At 43.9% G+C, this 14,815-nt stretch carries 15 protein-coding genes and 1 pseudogene; 6 read left to right on the forward strand and 10 right to left on the reverse strand.

What is annotated here, in order from left to right:
* Positions 1–73: 73 nt before the first annotated feature.
* A pseudogene (locus tag QT996_RS23840) lies at positions 74–542 on the forward strand (transposase); the annotation flags it as partial.
* A gap of 75 nt (positions 543–617) precedes the next feature.
* On the opposite strand, the gene QT996_RS23845 reads toward QT996_RS23840, so the two are convergent.
* Together QT996_RS23845 and QT996_RS23850 are read right to left on the reverse strand one after the other, a co-directional pair.
* Complete coding sequence (locus QT996_RS23845) at positions 618–1,625, reverse strand: tellurite resistance TerB family protein (RefSeq protein ID WP_333049531.1); 1,008 nt, start codon at positions 1,623–1,625, stop codon at positions 618–620.
* Positions 1,626–1,789: 164 nt separating this feature from the next.
* The gene (locus QT996_RS23850) at positions 1,790–2,086 is read right to left on the reverse strand and encodes a CHAT domain-containing protein (protein WP_333049532.1); all 297 of its coding nucleotides are present in this window, start codon (positions 2,084–2,086) and stop codon (positions 1,790–1,792) included.
* Between the two features lie 111 nt (positions 2,087–2,197).
* On the opposite strand from QT996_RS23850, the gene QT996_RS23855 reads away from it, so the two are divergent.
* Positions 2,198–2,503, forward strand: coding sequence for a hypothetical protein (locus QT996_RS23855; RefSeq protein ID WP_333049534.1), 306 nt, complete (start codon positions 2,198–2,200; stop codon positions 2,501–2,503).
* A 247-nt stretch (positions 2,504–2,750) separates the two neighbouring features.
* On the opposite strand, the gene QT996_RS23860 is transcribed toward QT996_RS23855, so the two are convergent.
* Complete coding sequence (locus QT996_RS23860; RefSeq protein WP_333049536.1) at positions 2,751–3,776, reverse strand: hypothetical protein; 1,026 nt, start codon at positions 3,774–3,776, stop codon at positions 2,751–2,753.
* A 549-nt stretch (positions 3,777–4,325) separates the two neighbouring features.
* Between QT996_RS23860 and QT996_RS23865 the strand changes: the two genes are divergently transcribed.
* The gene (locus tag QT996_RS23865; RefSeq protein ID WP_333049537.1) at positions 4,326–5,435 is read left to right on the forward strand and encodes a hypothetical protein; all 1,110 of its coding nucleotides are present in this window, start codon (positions 4,326–4,328) and stop codon (positions 5,433–5,435) included.
* Positions 5,436–5,514: 79 nt separating this feature from the next.
* Here QT996_RS23865 and QT996_RS23870 read toward each other — a convergent pair whose 3' ends face one another.
* The 3 genes from QT996_RS23870 to cobU all read right to left on the reverse strand — a co-directional run bounded on the left by QT996_RS23870 (position 5,515) and on the right by cobU (position 8,936).
* A complete protein-coding gene (locus tag QT996_RS23870; RefSeq protein ID WP_333049539.1) occupies positions 5,515–7,584 on the reverse strand; it encodes an AarF/ABC1/UbiB kinase family protein in 2,070 nt (689 codons plus the stop codon).
* Positions 7,585–7,661: 77 nt separating this feature from the next.
* Positions 7,662–8,084 carry a hypothetical protein gene (locus QT996_RS23875; RefSeq protein WP_333049540.1) on the reverse strand — a complete coding sequence of 141 codons (423 nt, stop codon included), beginning with the start codon at positions 8,082–8,084 and terminating at the stop codon, positions 7,662–7,664.
* Positions 8,085–8,360: 276 nt separating this feature from the next.
* Positions 8,361–8,936: a bifunctional adenosylcobinamide kinase/adenosylcobinamide-phosphate guanylyltransferase gene (cobU, locus tag QT996_RS23880; RefSeq protein ID WP_333049542.1), complete on the reverse strand. Its 576-nt coding sequence runs from the start codon at positions 8,934–8,936 to the stop codon at positions 8,361–8,363.
* A 186-nt stretch (positions 8,937–9,122) separates the two neighbouring features.
* On the opposite strand from cobU, the gene QT996_RS23885 reads away from it, so the two are divergent.
* On the forward strand, positions 9,123–10,091 hold the full coding sequence (locus QT996_RS23885) for a glycosyltransferase family A protein (RefSeq protein WP_333049544.1): 969 nt from the start codon (positions 9,123–9,125) through the stop codon (positions 10,089–10,091).
* A 1-nt stretch (position 10,092) separates the two neighbouring features.
* Here QT996_RS23885 and QT996_RS23890 read toward each other — a convergent pair whose 3' ends face one another.
* Complete coding sequence (locus QT996_RS23890; RefSeq protein WP_333049572.1) at positions 10,093–10,305, reverse strand: hypothetical protein; 213 nt, start codon at positions 10,303–10,305, stop codon at positions 10,093–10,095.
* On the opposite strand from QT996_RS23890, the gene QT996_RS23895 reads away from it, so the two are divergent.
* The gene (locus tag QT996_RS23895) at positions 10,232–11,149 is read left to right on the forward strand and encodes a glycosyltransferase family 2 protein (RefSeq protein WP_333049570.1); all 918 of its coding nucleotides are present in this window, start codon (positions 10,232–10,234) and stop codon (positions 11,147–11,149) included. The two genes, QT996_RS23890 and QT996_RS23895, sit on opposite strands and share 74 nt — an antisense overlap.
* Positions 11,150–11,282: 133 nt before the next feature.
* On the opposite strand, the gene QT996_RS23900 is transcribed toward QT996_RS23895, so the two are convergent.
* Complete coding sequence (locus tag QT996_RS23900) at positions 11,283–11,891, reverse strand: hypothetical protein (protein ID WP_333049546.1); 609 nt, start codon at positions 11,889–11,891, stop codon at positions 11,283–11,285.
* A 40-nt stretch (positions 11,892–11,931) separates the two neighbouring features.
* A complete protein-coding gene (locus tag QT996_RS23905; RefSeq protein ID WP_333049548.1) occupies positions 11,932–12,729 on the reverse strand; it encodes a cation diffusion facilitator family transporter in 798 nt (265 codons plus the stop codon).
* Positions 12,730–12,784: 55 nt separating this feature from the next.
* On the opposite strand from QT996_RS23905, the gene hpsU reads away from it, so the two are divergent.
* A complete protein-coding gene (hpsU, locus tag QT996_RS23910; protein ID WP_333049550.1) occupies positions 12,785–13,462 on the forward strand; it encodes a hormogonium polysaccharide biosynthesis acetyltransferase HpsU in 678 nt (225 codons plus the stop codon).
* 19 nt (positions 13,463–13,481) lie between these two features.
* On the opposite strand, the gene QT996_RS23915 is transcribed toward hpsU, so the two are convergent.
* A complete protein-coding gene (locus tag QT996_RS23915) occupies positions 13,482–14,810 on the reverse strand; it encodes a response regulator (protein ID WP_333049552.1) in 1,329 nt (442 codons plus the stop codon).
* Between the last annotated feature and the right edge of the window lie 5 nt (positions 14,811–14,815).

Consider the following 14,815-nt stretch of genomic DNA (forward strand, 5'->3'; position numbering starts at 1 on the left):
TTCGTAATTCATATTATTAATCTAATTTTTTCTTTTATTTTACCTAGAACGAGCGCACTTTCGCAAGAGGTCTAATGAAAGTGGAGATTTTATTTCCCAAGTGGAAGCTTACAAAGAATATACGGGAGTTTACCCGGAATCGGTTCACGCCGATAAAATTTATCGCACCCGAGTCAATCGAGCGGGCGTGTAAAGAAAGGGGAATTAGACTCAGCGGTTCTCCGTTAGGAAGACCTCCTGCCCAAGTCAGCCTTCAAGCTAAAAAACAAGCACAAGAAGACGAGCGCATTCGCAACGAAATTGAGGGAAAATTTGGACAGGGCAAAAGAAGGTTCAGTCTGAATCGAGTCATGGCTAAACTATCTAATACTTCTGAAACTTCCATTACTCTTACATTTTTAGTGATTAACCTGGTGAAGCTGCTGAGGCAGTTTTACTGTCTTTTTTTGTGTCAAATTTTCCCAAATATTATGATTTTATCGAGAACGATTAACTTTAGCTATGAATTACATAATCGAAGTAAAGCAGGGCTTATTATGTGAGGAAGACGGGCCTCTTGTTCATTTCCCACCCCCTGCTTTTTATAACTTTTTCAGCAAACCCTAAATAATTCCTGCTTATTCGATCGGCCCGAATTCGATTGTCTCAATAAACTCAAAAATCTTGTTCATAATTCCCTCAACTTCAGACTCCAGGGAACCCAATTCATCCCCCTCCTGATAAATTCGCTGACAGCTTACGGTGTAGCAAAAATCGTCAGCAATAAAAGCCATAAGTCCCCGGTAAGCATCCAACCGAGTCAGAGGGCGATCGTTTTCTTGCACGCTGATAGTTGCACCCGCAGGCAAATCTAAAACCACGAAATAAGCTTCTTCATCTTCTAAATATTCTGCGTGGAGTAACTTAGAATTGGCAACATTAGCAAGAATTGCCTGAGAAACAAAATTGTCGAGAAAAGACTTGAGATAAGCTTCCTCGCCAACCGACTCGATTGTTTCTTCCACTTCACCAGCAACAGGGAAATAATCAATTTTCAGCAAAACGCCAAAGTCGTCAGAAAATGCGACACAGCTTTCTTGCTCATCAATTTTACCGCCTCGTTGATCGTCAACTGGAATGGGAACGCTAAAATTGCCTTCAGGAGATACGTACCATGCCGCATGGAAATCAGACTCTTCGCCCTCTACTTCCGAGTAAGCAGCAGTTACATCCTCAATAATTTCTGCCGCTTCCTCGTCTTCCACACCTAATGCTTGCTGGAATTCCTGAAGAAAAGCCTGGTGCTTCTGAGATATTTCGCCATCTGCGACAAACATTGCTGCGGTTATTGCAAAAGTATCCAAAACTAACTCATCTGGCATAGATTCCCAAGCAGTATTAAATAATGCTCCTAAACCGTCTTGGGCGACAATACCGGCGAGTCTTTGAAACATTGCTGACATATCATCTTCCGAGTATTCAGCAAATATTTCTGATTCCCAAAGTATGCTTTCTAAGATATCAGCATCCGTGTCAGGGGAATTTGCCTCAGCTGCGACAAGTGCTACCGCTGCTACGGATTCTTCTAAAGTCAAGCTTGCTTCGGATTGGTCTTCTGAATTGAATATTTTATCAAACTTGCTCACAGGTTTTGCCCCGCTAGTGTTTAGTTTTGCTATTCATAGCAAATTTATGACATAAAAAGATAGTAGTTAGGGATACATTTACTTTTTGCAAAATTCCGCCAGTCAATGTAGGGTGCGTCTAGCCTTACACCTTACCACTGGTGAATATCAAATCTCCAATTAATTTACCAAGGACTGCCAATTATTGTGAATCCGGCCCAAAACTTCGGATGAGAGAAATCTGCATTTGGTACTTGTGTAGCTTGATTAATGTCGATCGCGCCTTTAGTTCCCCGCAATTGACCGTTTTTAACTAAAATTTGTTTGTGGATCATTGCCAGTTGAGCTTTTCTGAGCGCTTCAGCTTTAATTGGCTGCGATCGCAAATTGCCATAAAACTGCGTCATCAGCGCTAAAGTGGCGACATCCTTAAGCCTGTAAGGTCGATCGCCCTTAAATCCTATCGTCGTGGACGCATCCAAACCAAAAAAACCGGGTTTTTTGCCATTTTTGCTGTTAGTCAGCTCAATAACACGACTCCCGCGCCCGCACTCAGCTTACAACCGTCAACAGCAGCGACTTATCCAGGTAGTTTGACAGTAAATTCTGCCAATACTATCCCCAATGACATCTTGCTAAACGGCGGTGCAATTCCAACGACGAACAGCTTTACCGGCATCGATGATGACATTCTCATCTACGACTCTAACAGCTTGTTAACATCTCTAACCAGCGCTCAAACTCAGCCAATTATTCCTTTGCAAGCGGCGAGTGTTAGTGGTGCGATCGCTCTTACTGCTAATACTTCTGGTAAGGAAGCTGACCTTTTACTCAATGCGAATCCGAGTCCCATTCAGCTACCAACAAGTAGCGATTTAAGTGGCACCTCTACCTTGTAGTAATTGTAGATGTGGTTGAGGGCGATCGAATCGATAAAAACCCGGTTTCTTGAAGAAACCGGGTTTTTTGCAGTTTTTGCGGTTTGTCATACCAAATCCGGGTTAGCTATTGTCGCGATCCATGGTATTGTGCGTCGCTCGTTCTAACGTTGCTGTTCAGAGGCTGCCAATAACCTTTCGTGCCTAACCCGATGACGTTGATTCGGTCGGGTGCAAGCGAGTTGTTATGCGGCGGAACTAGCAGGCTTTATGCCTTTGTTTTTAGTAGGGAAGCAATTTCAATCATTAATTTTCGGCGCTCTGGCTGCATATAATCAAGATTTGCTGACCAGTTCAAAATATTTATGATTTCTGCTGATTTACTGGGAGCAAATTGATTGTTTGTTACCACTCTTCTTAGTGCCAATAAAGCAGCGTATTGAGTGTAGGGCATCTCCATAATACCAACTGCTCTAGAAACTAACAAATTTATATACTCAGTTGATGTGTTCCACTCAACGTGCTTGTAAGCAGACAAACGCTCTCCCCCCTTCTGGCTATTTAGTCTTTCATGAACAGGAAAATTTATAACTTTAGGAATTAAAGTCCACATTGTTGAGGAAATTTCGTGCATTAATTTTGTGCGGTTATGTCCATAGGGCATTTCATCTCTAACCGTATCGTAATAGCCAGCCAATTGATCTATCCGCTTCAATGCTTCCGTTGAATCTATATCGCTCGCAGGATCAACTAAAGCTATGGCATCTCGATAGCGTCCCTCAAGCTGCTGCTGCGTTTCCTGAGATGTTAGATTTATAGCCCCAATATCTGATATTTTTTCTTCGTATTTTTCTGATGCTTCTTGAACACCGTATTTTAGTTTAATTCTCAGTAGATTAGTCTCTATTTCCTCAATGCCTTGTTCGCGTAACCAATTTAAAGAACCTTGCACTTGCGGAATTTGAGAAAGAATCCAAGGAAGTAAAATAGGGAGCCAAAAAAGAAAGACAAGAACTAAAGTTGCCGATGTAACCTTTGATTCAACTGACAAACTCCAAATGTTGCTGTTGATTTTATCCGATTTAAGAGAAATACTGAGTACGCTTAATATGATTAAGATAATGATACTAATCGAGTATTTTTTTCTCAAAGAAGAGGACAGACCCGAATTGATACTCAATCGCTCATCTTGATTAATTTTTCGATGTGAATTTCTATTCATACAAGACCACACCACACTTTGCACTATACGATCAACCATAGCTATAAAACTCGGCTGATAATCGCAATTCATAGATGATTTTTAGTATCCACAAACAATCTTGTGGCAACTTCATACTGCGGAATTTACAAGTGAGCTTTCGACTGCACCCCCACCGATAAACTAACCGCATAACTTATAATTGTACCGCAGCTACAGTAGAATACTCTTCCCGATCGACTAATCCGGAACATCTGCGGTTTAACTTTGAACAATCTGAAGGCCTTCTACTCTACCTTAACTCAACAAATAAACCACCCGGATCGCCCTATCGGTGAGAAAAAGTGACATGATTTTGTAAACTTTCGTAAATTACCTCGATGCAGTCCGCAGATTTGGTAAAAAACCCGGTTTCTTTGGTCTGAGTTACCCATGAATGACCAGAAACCGGGTTTTTAGGAAAATACTTTGTTGCAGTCCACAAATTCGGTAAAAACCCGGTTTCTTCGATCGCAGTTGGTAAGTCCTGTAATGAATCGAACCCAAATGTAAAATATTGTTACAAGTTACTTGACATCAGGAACTAAATCTAAATTACCAATGACTATAATTGGTAAAAAATCATTTTGTAGGGGAAATTCCATGCAGAAACTAACTCGAATTTTATTCACTACAGCTTTAACCCTAAGTATTTTGTGTTCTCCCACTGCAGCTTTCGCCAAAGCAAAAATTCAGATAGCCATCCTTTTAGATTCTAGTAATAGCATGGATGGATTGATTGACCAGACTCGTACTCAACTTTGGCAAGTTGTTAATTTTTTAACTAAAGTAACCAAAGATGGCGAAGTGCCAGAGTTAGAGGTTGCTCTGTACCATTATGGTAATGACAGCTTACCTTCGTCGGAAGGTTTTGTCAGATTATTAACTGGATTTACTCCTGAATTAGATTTAGTTTCCGAAAAGTTATTTAGTATTAAAACCAACGGCGGTCAAGAATATGCTGGTTGGGTAATTCGTTCGGCAATGCAAGAATTAAACTGGAGTAAAAATCAGGAAGATTTTCGCGTGATTTTTATTGCGGGTAATGAACCATTCGATCAAGGCCCAATAGTTTGGAATCAATCGGTCAATCTCGCTGTCAAAGGAGATACACTCGTTAATACAATCTACTGTGGTTCAGCCGAAAGTCAGGAGCGACAACTTTGGGCATCAGGAGCAGAGTTAGCAAAAGGCAGTAGCTTCAACATTAATCAAAACCAACAAATTGTGGTAATTAAGTCCCCTTACGACGACGAAATTTCTACTTGGAATACTAAACTCAATCAAACCTACATTCCCTACGGTAGAGAAGGAAGAATAGGACAACAACGTCAAGCAGTTGAAGATAGTAATGCTGGCAGTAATACGGTTTTGCGTAGTGCGTCTAAAGCCTCTGAATACTATGATAATGCTTCTTGGGACTTGCTCGATGCTCTCGAAAACGGAACAGTTAAACTAGAGGCAATATCAGATGATAATTTACCAGAAATCATGCGAGGGATGACGCTAACAGAAAAGAGAGCATATGTTGCTGGAAAGAAAACCGAAAGAGAAGCGATTAAAAAGACGATCCGCGACTTATCTCAAAAGCGTACAGCATATATTGAACAACAGCGACAATCTAGTACCAATGGTGGTGAAAATACTCTCGATCGCGTAATAATTCAAAGTCTCCGGCAGCAATTAGCCGCCAAAGGATTCAAGCTTAATTAAAAGAACGCAGAGGAAATTTCATCTGCGTTCATCTGTGTTTATCTGCTAATATCTGCGCTCAAAAAAACGCCCCATCAAACTACTTCGCAGCAGGCAAAGACAACTGAGGCGAAGTTTTAGCATAGCTTCCATTCACGGGAATCGCATCCGGTTCCTGCGAAAGCAAAAACTCACGAATTACCCTAGCAACTGCTCTTTGAGCTAAACCGCCGACTACTTTCTGACCCATGTTCTGCACTTCCGGTTTCACCAACAACTGCGGAAGAAGTTGCAATACTTTCATCCCGTCAAAACCCGGAGTTGATTGCAAAATATCCCAAATCCGCTTAATGTGCTCTAAGTTTTTTTGTTCAGTTGGTGAAACCACAGGTTGATTTGCCTTGACTCCAAACCATTCGCCGACGACTGCTTTGGCGTTAGCAAAAGCGTTCGTGGAAAGTGTGTCGAGACTTTTGACTAATTCGAGGACAATACGATCGCGAATAAAATCTCCTCTTTCGGAAAATAAATATTCTAAAGCTTGGTTCAAGATTTGGCTGACATCGTAATCATCGCTCTCGCGGGCATTGTTGAGCAAGTTTTCTAAGCGGTTCCAGCGGAATTCGCCTTGTTTGAACAGCAAATCTTGCAGGGATGCTCTCAATTCCGGTGCGGGGTCGCTCAACAGCCGTTTGGCAACGTAAGGATAGGCTTTGCTCAACACTTTGAATTCTGGATCGACATTAATGGCAATTCCTTCTAACGTAACGAGCGATCGAATAATCAAAGCATAGTAAGCTGGAACTCGGAAAGGATATTCGTACATTACCGCCGAAAGCTCGTCAGTAATGCTTTTGAAATTTAGTTCCGCAACGCTAGCACCCAAAGCATTGTTAAATACGCTGGCCAAAGCTGGAATAATTGGCGTTAAATCGGTGTCTGGCGTTAAAAACTCCAACTTCACGTAATCTTTTGCTAAACCTTCAAAGTCGCGGTTCACCAAATGCACCACAGCTTCCAACAAGCCGTACCGCTGATAAGGTTTAACTTCGCTCATCATCCCGAAATCGAGATAAGCCAACTGACCGTCAGGAGTTGCCAAAAGATTGCCGGGATGCGGGTCAGCGTGAAAGAAACCGTGTTCTAGCAGTTGTCTGAGAGAACACTGCACCCCCACTTCAATTAAGTAAGGAGCGTCGATTCCTTGAGCTTTAACTGCTTCTAAATTAGTCAGTTTCACGCCGGTGATCCACTCCATTGTTAAGACGCGGCGGCGGGTATATTCCCAGTAGATGCTGGGAACATAAATGTCTTTGATGTGACCGTATAGTTGGGCAAACCGTTCGGCATTTTGACCTTCGTGGGTGTAGTCCATTTCTTCGTAAATGCGCTCGCCCAACTCGTCCATAATGCTTGCGAGGTCGCTGCGAATTATTTTGAAGTTGTTTTGTGCCCAAACTGCAACGCGCCGCAGGATGTAGATATCTAAGCCGATGTTCTCGGCTAAACCCGGTCGCTGCACTTTGATTGCGACTGTTTCCCCTGTTTTGAGTTTGCCTTTGTAGACTTGTCCGAGGGAAGCTGCCGCGATCGGATCGGGGGTGATTTCTGCGTAGATGTCTTTGGGGTGGGCGCCCAATTCTTCTTGGATGAATTGATATGCTACTTCGTTCGGAAATGCTGGCAATTGGTCTTGCAGCGTTGTTAGTTCTTCTAAATATACTGGCGGTACTAAGTCAGGCCGTGTTGAGAGTGCTTGTCCGATTTTGATGAAAGCTGGGCCGAGTTGGGCCAGAATTTCTCGCAGTCGGACGGCGCGTCGCTTTTGGTTGGTGGCGGTACGACCTGTTTTGCCGTCGAACCACACACTGAAGGCAAAGCTAAAAAATGTCCAAACAACACTCGACAACCTTCCCCAAACTTGTAGAGGTCGATTTCGGTACAGGGCTGCGATCGCCACTGGATCGTACTGAACAGCATCTCCGGCTAACTCGAAAGCTATGTCTCTGGCTGATTTGAGCCGATCGTCCGTTACGACCTCCGTCTCTAGTGATACTGGTACTGCTTGCAGGGGAATTGTATTTGCATCTTGGAGATTGCCGAGTACAGCCTGAGTCCCTGAATTTACATAAGTTTGCGGGGAGGCTGGCGATACTGTCTTGACATTCATAAATCAGACCTAGTGTGAAGCATTGTAAATATATTGTAACAATTTAAGGAAGAAGACCCTTCTTCCTTCTTATATACTTACTCGCCGCTGGATCTTTGGAGTCGATCGCGAATCCCTGAGAGTTGCGATTGGGTACTGACCGGCGATCGGGGTTGGGGCATTTCGGTATCGGGCCAGTTCGGTAAGTCGTTACAGGGACAGAACTCCGGGGGCATCCCCGTTTGTTGGAACACTACGGGCATAGCGCAGCGCGCGCAGGGACTGATTTCCCAAGCTGGCGTCAGCAGTTGGGCAATTGTTTCGTTTGTGCCTTCGAGGTAACAGTCTCCGCTGTCGCCGGAGATGATTTTTTGCCAGCAGTCTTCAAATTCCTGGCTGTAGCGATCGCCCGCATTTACCGATTTGGGCAGCAGCGCTTCGGAACCGTTGCGAATTAATACTTTTTTGCCTAACTGAAACCAGTAAGCAATATATTTTCTTACTTCACTATCTGATGCCATAACTTTTAGTCTACCCTTCAACTAATTGATTATTTTAGATTTTAATGGGAAATTCTCACTCTTTCTTAAGAGACACTTGATCTTTTACATATTGTCCCAATTTGGCTATTCCTCATGTCCAATTATTCTGCGCTTCGCCCTAGGGAGTATGTTTTTTGACTAATTTATGTGACTCTTGAGTTGTCAATCTTAGTTAAAATTATACCTGAGTTTCAGTTAAAATTGTCCATCTGGAAACCGAGATGTTTTCTCTCTTGTCGATCGCGACTCCGGCTGTTAATTTTTCGCTACGGGTGGCAGCGGGGTACCCAGAGCCCTTAGATCCAAGGCGTAACCTCCGGTGGCGAGATAAACAGTATCGGCGATCGCCCCGATGTGGCGCACGAGAGTGCCGAGGCGATCGCGAAACAGCCGCCCCGCCGGATAAGCAGGCACAACGCCCCATCCGGTTTCTTCCCCTACCAAAATCACATCAGCCGCCGCCGACTTCAAACTAGCGAGCAAATCTTGCTGCGTAGTCGCCCAAACTCCCGCTTCTTGTTCCAAAAGATTCGCTGTCCAAGTGCCGAGGGAATCAATCAACAAGCAATCTGAGGACTTGCTGGCCCGCACAACTGCCGATAATTCGAGCGGCACTTCTAGAGTTGCCCAATCAACTGGACGGCGATTTCGGTGCTGATCGAGGCGACGAAGCCACTCCAAATCGGCTTCATCAACGCGACCGGTAGCCACATAGATTACTTGTTTTCCAGAACCCGTCGCCAGAGTTTCGGCCCATTCACTTTTGCCGCTTCGGGTCGGCCCAGTTACTAAGATTAATTGTCTCGATGTGGTGGGTTCAGAGTTACTCATTAGTGATTAGTCAGCAGTCATTAGTCACATACAAAGGATTAAACACAATTACCAATTACCAATTACCAATTACCAATTATGATTTAAACTGCCAACTACCAAATGCTTTTTAAGCGATAATAGCATTGTTGAGACAATTTCACAGTAAGTTGATCGCGAGCCCCAGTATTTCCCAAGCTGTTATTTATGCCAGACCCTCAGATATCAGCGATTATTTGCACCCACAATCGCGCCGCCTATTTAGGGGGGGCGATCGACAGCTTGCTGGTACAGGATTTTCCCGACAACTTTGAAGTATTAGTAGTGGATAACGCTTCTAGCGATTATGCAAGCCCCGAAAGTTCGACTTCGCGCACCCGCGAGGTGGTAGAAGCAAGACAGGGGGATGGCCGCCTCAAGTACGTCTGGGAACCCGAAATTGGTCTATCAGTAGCCCGGAACACTGGCGCTAAGCAAGCTCGCAGCGAAATATTAGCTTATCTCGACGACGACGCTATTGCTGAGCCGAATTGGCTCCGGGTGCTGCACAGCGCTTATCAAAGCAATCAAAAACTCGCCGTAGCTGGTGGCAAAGTCAATTTGCTCTGGCCTCCTGGAGTCCGCCCGCCCGAATGGCTGTCACCCGGATTAGCCCAGAACTTGGGATCATACGATTTAGGCGATACTTACCTGTACGTGACTGCTGCCGGTTTGACTCCCAGGGGGGTAAACTACTCAATCCGGCGCGCTTTTCTCGAACAAATTGGCGGCTTCGATGTCAAACTCGGTAGAGTCGGCAAAAAGTTGCTGTCAAATGAAGAGTTGCGGGCCACAGAATTAGCTTTAGAGTTAGGTTGGCAAGTAGTTTATCTACCGGATGCCCTGGTGCTGCACAATGTCGCTGGAGAAAGGCTCAACAAAGCTTGGTTTCTAGAGCGCGGGTGGTGGCAAGGCATCAGCGAGTGTTATCGCGAACAATTGTCCGATCGAGCCGGTATTGCTCAGCTTGGGCGGGGGGGTGAAAGAATCTTGAGGGGTGTCTGGAAGTCTTTTAAATATATTAGAGATCCAGGGCTGCGCTTTGAAAACTTCGTTTTTGCCTGGGGTCAAATCGGTTATTTGAGCGCAGCCATCCGCGGCCTGATTTTTGCACCGAAATCGACCAGTAGGCATTAGGCTATAGGCAATATCCCTCGCTGCTCAAGTCGTCGGCGCGGCTGTGCCGATGGCACTTCATCCACCAAAACTCGACCGCATTCAGGTTCAAGCACTCGATTATGACATCTAGTTCATCCAAGATTCCGGTTTCAGTTCTCATTCCGGCAAAAGACGAAGAACTTAATCTACCAGCGTGTCTGGCCAGCATTGCCAGGGCGGATGAAGTTTTCATGGTTGATTCCCAAAGCAGCGATCGCACGGTAGAAATTGCCATCAGCACCGGCGCAAAAGTAGTGCAATTCTACTTCGACAACCGCTGGCCGAAAAAGAAAAATTGGTCTTTGGACAATCTGCCCTTTCGCAACGAATGGGTATTAATTGTCGATTGCGACGAGCGCATTCCGCCGGAACTTTGGGACGAAATCGCGCAGGCGATCGAAGACCCCAATTTTGACGGCTACTACCTCAACCGCAAAGTCTTCTTTTTAGGCCAATGGCTGCGTTACGGAGGCCGATATCCCGACTGGAATTTGCGTTTGTTCAAGCATCAAAAAGGCCGTTACGAAAATCTCGGCACTGAATCCGTCCCCAATACTGGCGACAACGAAGTTCACGAACACGTCATTTTAGCTGGTCAAGTCGGCTACTTAAAAAATGACATGATCCACGAGGATTACCGCGATTTATTTCACTGGATAGAACGGCACAATCGCTATTCTAATTGGGAAGCTCGCGTTTATTACAATATTATTGAAGGGCGCGACGACAGCGGCACTATTGGCGCTCACCTCTTTGGAGATGCCGTACAGCGGAAGCGATTTTTCAAAAAAGCTTGGGTGTGGCTGCCTTTTAAACCAATGCTCAGATTTATTTTATTTTACTTCATTCAGCTCGGCTTTTTGGATGGAAAAGCTGGCTATATTTATGCAAGGTTATTGAGCCAATATGAGTATCAAATTAATGCAAAACTTTACGAGTTGCGCTGTTGTGGCGGTCAGTTGAATATGGCGGAATCTCAACCGCCTCTGTCGCCGCCAGTAGTTATCAGTCAGGAGACAGAAGTGAAATTGCCGTGAGAGTGTCTGTTAGTCCGCGCACCATCCGCACGAAAGTTTGTGCAGACTGGGTTTCAACCGCCGAGTCTCTCTTAGTCTGTTACAGAGGGACTTCGTTTGACAAGACGCGAGTTCAACCGCCGGGTTTCTTGACCTAATTAATACTTGAGTGAAGGCCACTTGCTAAGATACCTAAAATCTTACCTAAATCATTGATAAAATATTCGACTAAATCAATTTCGAGCGTCTGTTTTGTTAATTTCATAAATTTCCAGTTAGTGCCGGTGGTAACGGTACCGTAAATCACAGGAATTTCGTTGCCTTCCTTTTCATTAAAAATTTGCGCTGCCAACATTTCCGCTACGCATTGTCCCAAGCCAGCCAAAATATTTTCTTTTTTAGCTTCTACGACGGTAATAACTGGCGCACTAACAAATAAAAGTTCAGGTGATTGACTGATGATAAAATCACAACTGCCGTTTAATCCTTTACTGGTATCCACACTAAAGTCAATGCCAGAAAACCAGCTAATTTGATAATTTAATTGTTTTCTGAGTTCGACGAGAATTGGAGCAATAATTAATTCTGATCGCGCTTTTTCTGTATTGCTACCAAGGGCTAAAGCTAGATTATCGCGCAGGGTTTCTTGGAGAAAATTGCTTGGTGTTAATTCTGGAATTTCTGTGAAAATATCTGAGCGTTCGGAAATAGTTAAATTAAACTCTTTCGTAACTCGATTTAAAGTAAAATCACTGTAGGACATTAGTTATCTATTTCTATGGTTGAGGGCAGATGAAGAGATGTTATTTGATGAGTTCTTCGAGGGATGGAAAAAGTAATTTTTCTGCGCTCACTTTTTCGCAATCACAAGGCGGTTGAGTTGCGGATATTGCTGATACTTTTCCTAGCAGCAATTGGATGCTTTCGATTAGCAATGGTAGAGTTAATAAAATAATTGATGCAGAGACTAGCAAGCTAATTAAGCCGTCAGCCCAATTCCAGTGCAGCCACGCCACGGCGATCGCAGCTAAAATTACTCCAACCGACGAAAAAATGTCCGCGACTGCGTGCAGAAAGGCGCTTTTGAGATTCAAGTCGCCGTGACAGCAGGAATGCAAGCAACAAGCATTAATCGAGTTGATGCTTAAACCGACTATGGCGGTAATTAACATCGGGAGTCCTTCTACTTCGGGGGTTGGGGACTGCAAGCGGGCGATCGACTCTGCGGCAATCCAAAGGGCGATCGCCACTAAACTGATACTATTAATTAAAGCAGCAATGATTTCTCCTCGTTCAGGGATTGACGATTGTGCGATCGTACAATCTAAGGATTTACTTTTGCGTTTGACTGATGAGTACCAAGTCGCTGTCAAAGTTATTGCTAAAGCTGCTACATCTGAAAAAACGTGACCCGCATCTGCTAATAGGGACAAACTATGAGAATTAAGTGCGGCGATTAACTCTGCTACAAAAAAGCTGCTAAGCAGTACCAATGCTGTTTGTAAAAGTCGCACTTTGCCAATTCTGGGATTGATATTTTCGCCTTGTGCGATATCCTTGGCGTTTTGAGAGTCAAAATTGTCCCTAACTAGAAATGTCATGCAGCAGTCCTTAAGCTTAAACTCGATTTTAAATTAAACATTAAATTAACTATCAATGACCGATTATATACCAAATCAGAACCAAGATCCGGAAAATATGATCGCAAATTCCCCCCATTCTCAAATAAACGATCGTCCAATTAGCGACCATCACGCAAATAATTTGACAGGCGAATCTTTAGTTGATTTGCGGAAGTACGATCAATCAAAGTTCGATCGAGGAAAGCCGGGTTGGCTAATTTTGGTTTGGTGGTTCGTGCAGGCGATCGCATTTCCTCTCACCCCACACCCTTTTAATCGCATCAGAAGGGGGTTGCTGCGGTTATTTGGAGCGAAAATAGGTCGGGGTGTGATCATTCGCCCCACGGCTCGTTTTACCTATCCTTGGAAAATTGCAATCGGAGACTACAGTTGGATCGGAGATGAGGTTGTATTGTACAGTCTCGCTCAAATTGCGATCGGCAAACACTGCGTCATTTCTCAAAAAAGCTACCTCTGCACCGGCACTCATGACCCTCAAGACCCAGCCTTTGGCTTAATCACAGCACCTGTGATCATTAATAACGGCGTTTGGATTGCCGCCGACTGCTTCATTGGCCCTGGTGTAGAAATCGGTGCTAACGCTTTAATCGGAGCTCGCAGCAGCGTCTTTAGAAATATGCCTGCAGGCTTTATTTGCACAGGAACACCTTGTCGTCCCCGCTGTCAGCGAGAAATTAACCAAAGTTCGTAACAGATATTACACCAGGAAACTACGCAGCTTTACAAGCTTGCTGGCGAATAGGAATTTCAATGACGAATTCTATTCCCGTTCCTAATACAGGTTGACAGTATAATCTGCCGCCATGCTTTTCAACGATAATTTGGTAACTGATAGATAACCCCAAACCAGTTCCTTTACCGATCGGTTTGGTGGTAAAAAAAGGGTCAAATAGTTTCGGTTGTAAAGTTTCGCAAACTCCCCTACCGTTGTCACTAATATGAATAGTAACCCAATTCTCGTCAATTAGTTTTGTAGAAATCCGAATGCGGTTCGGGTGTTGTTTGATTTCTGCAAAGGAACGCTGCTGATTAGATTCATCCAAAGCATCTATGGCATTAGAAATAATATTCATGAACACTTGATTGAGTTGTCCGGCATGGCATTCTACTTGTGGAAGCTGACCGTACTCTTTTACTACTTCAATCTCAGGATGCTCGGGTTTTGCTTTTAAACGATGATGCAGGATGGTGAGTGTACTATCAATTCCTTCATGGATATTTACTGCTTTCACGTCTGCCTCATCCAGGCGAGAAAAAATTCGCATAGACTTGACAATCTCTTGGATGCGCTGCGTTCCTAAGTTGATTGAGTTAAGAACTTTGATAAAATCTTCTTCCAGAAATTCCAGTTCTATTTCATCCATTGCTGCTTGAATCCGAGGGGTGGGCTTTACATAATCTTCTTGATAGAGGTGTATAATCTTTAGTAAGTTATGAGCGTACTCTTGGGCATAACCCAGATTTCCCGATATAAAATTTATAGGGTTATTAATTTCATGAGCAATCCCAGCCGCCATTTGCCCTAAGCCGGACATTTTCTCGCTTTGGATTAACTTAAGTTGCATTTGTTGCAAATCATCATAGGCTTGGCTGACTTCTACAATTTTTTGCTCTAATAATATATTTTTTTCCTCTAATTTATCAGCGAGAACATGAAGCTTTAAATGCAGCTTGACGCGAGCTAATACTTCCTCCTGTTGGAAGGGCTTGGTAATATAATCTACAGCCCCCAGCTTAAACCCCTCAACTTTATTAGCCGTATCCGAGAGAGCAGTCATAAATATAACGGGAATCTGTTTAGTTTCGGGATTAGCCTGTAATCGACGACAGGTTTCAAATCCATCAATCTCTGGCATCATCACATCTAGCAAGATTAGATCCGGTAGAGCATATTTGACTCGCTCTAGTGCCATTTTGCCAGATTTCGCAACCCGAACTTCAAATCCTTCTTGGCTTAAGGCATCAGATAATACACCTAAGTTAGCTGAATTGTCATCAACTATAAGAATCGTACCATGTGCTTGAATCTCGGAATTCATAAACC

This window comes from Microcoleus sp. S13C4 (assembly GCF_036700865.1).
Taxonomy (GTDB): domain Bacteria; phylum Cyanobacteriota; class Cyanobacteriia; order Cyanobacteriales; family Microcoleaceae; genus Microcoleus.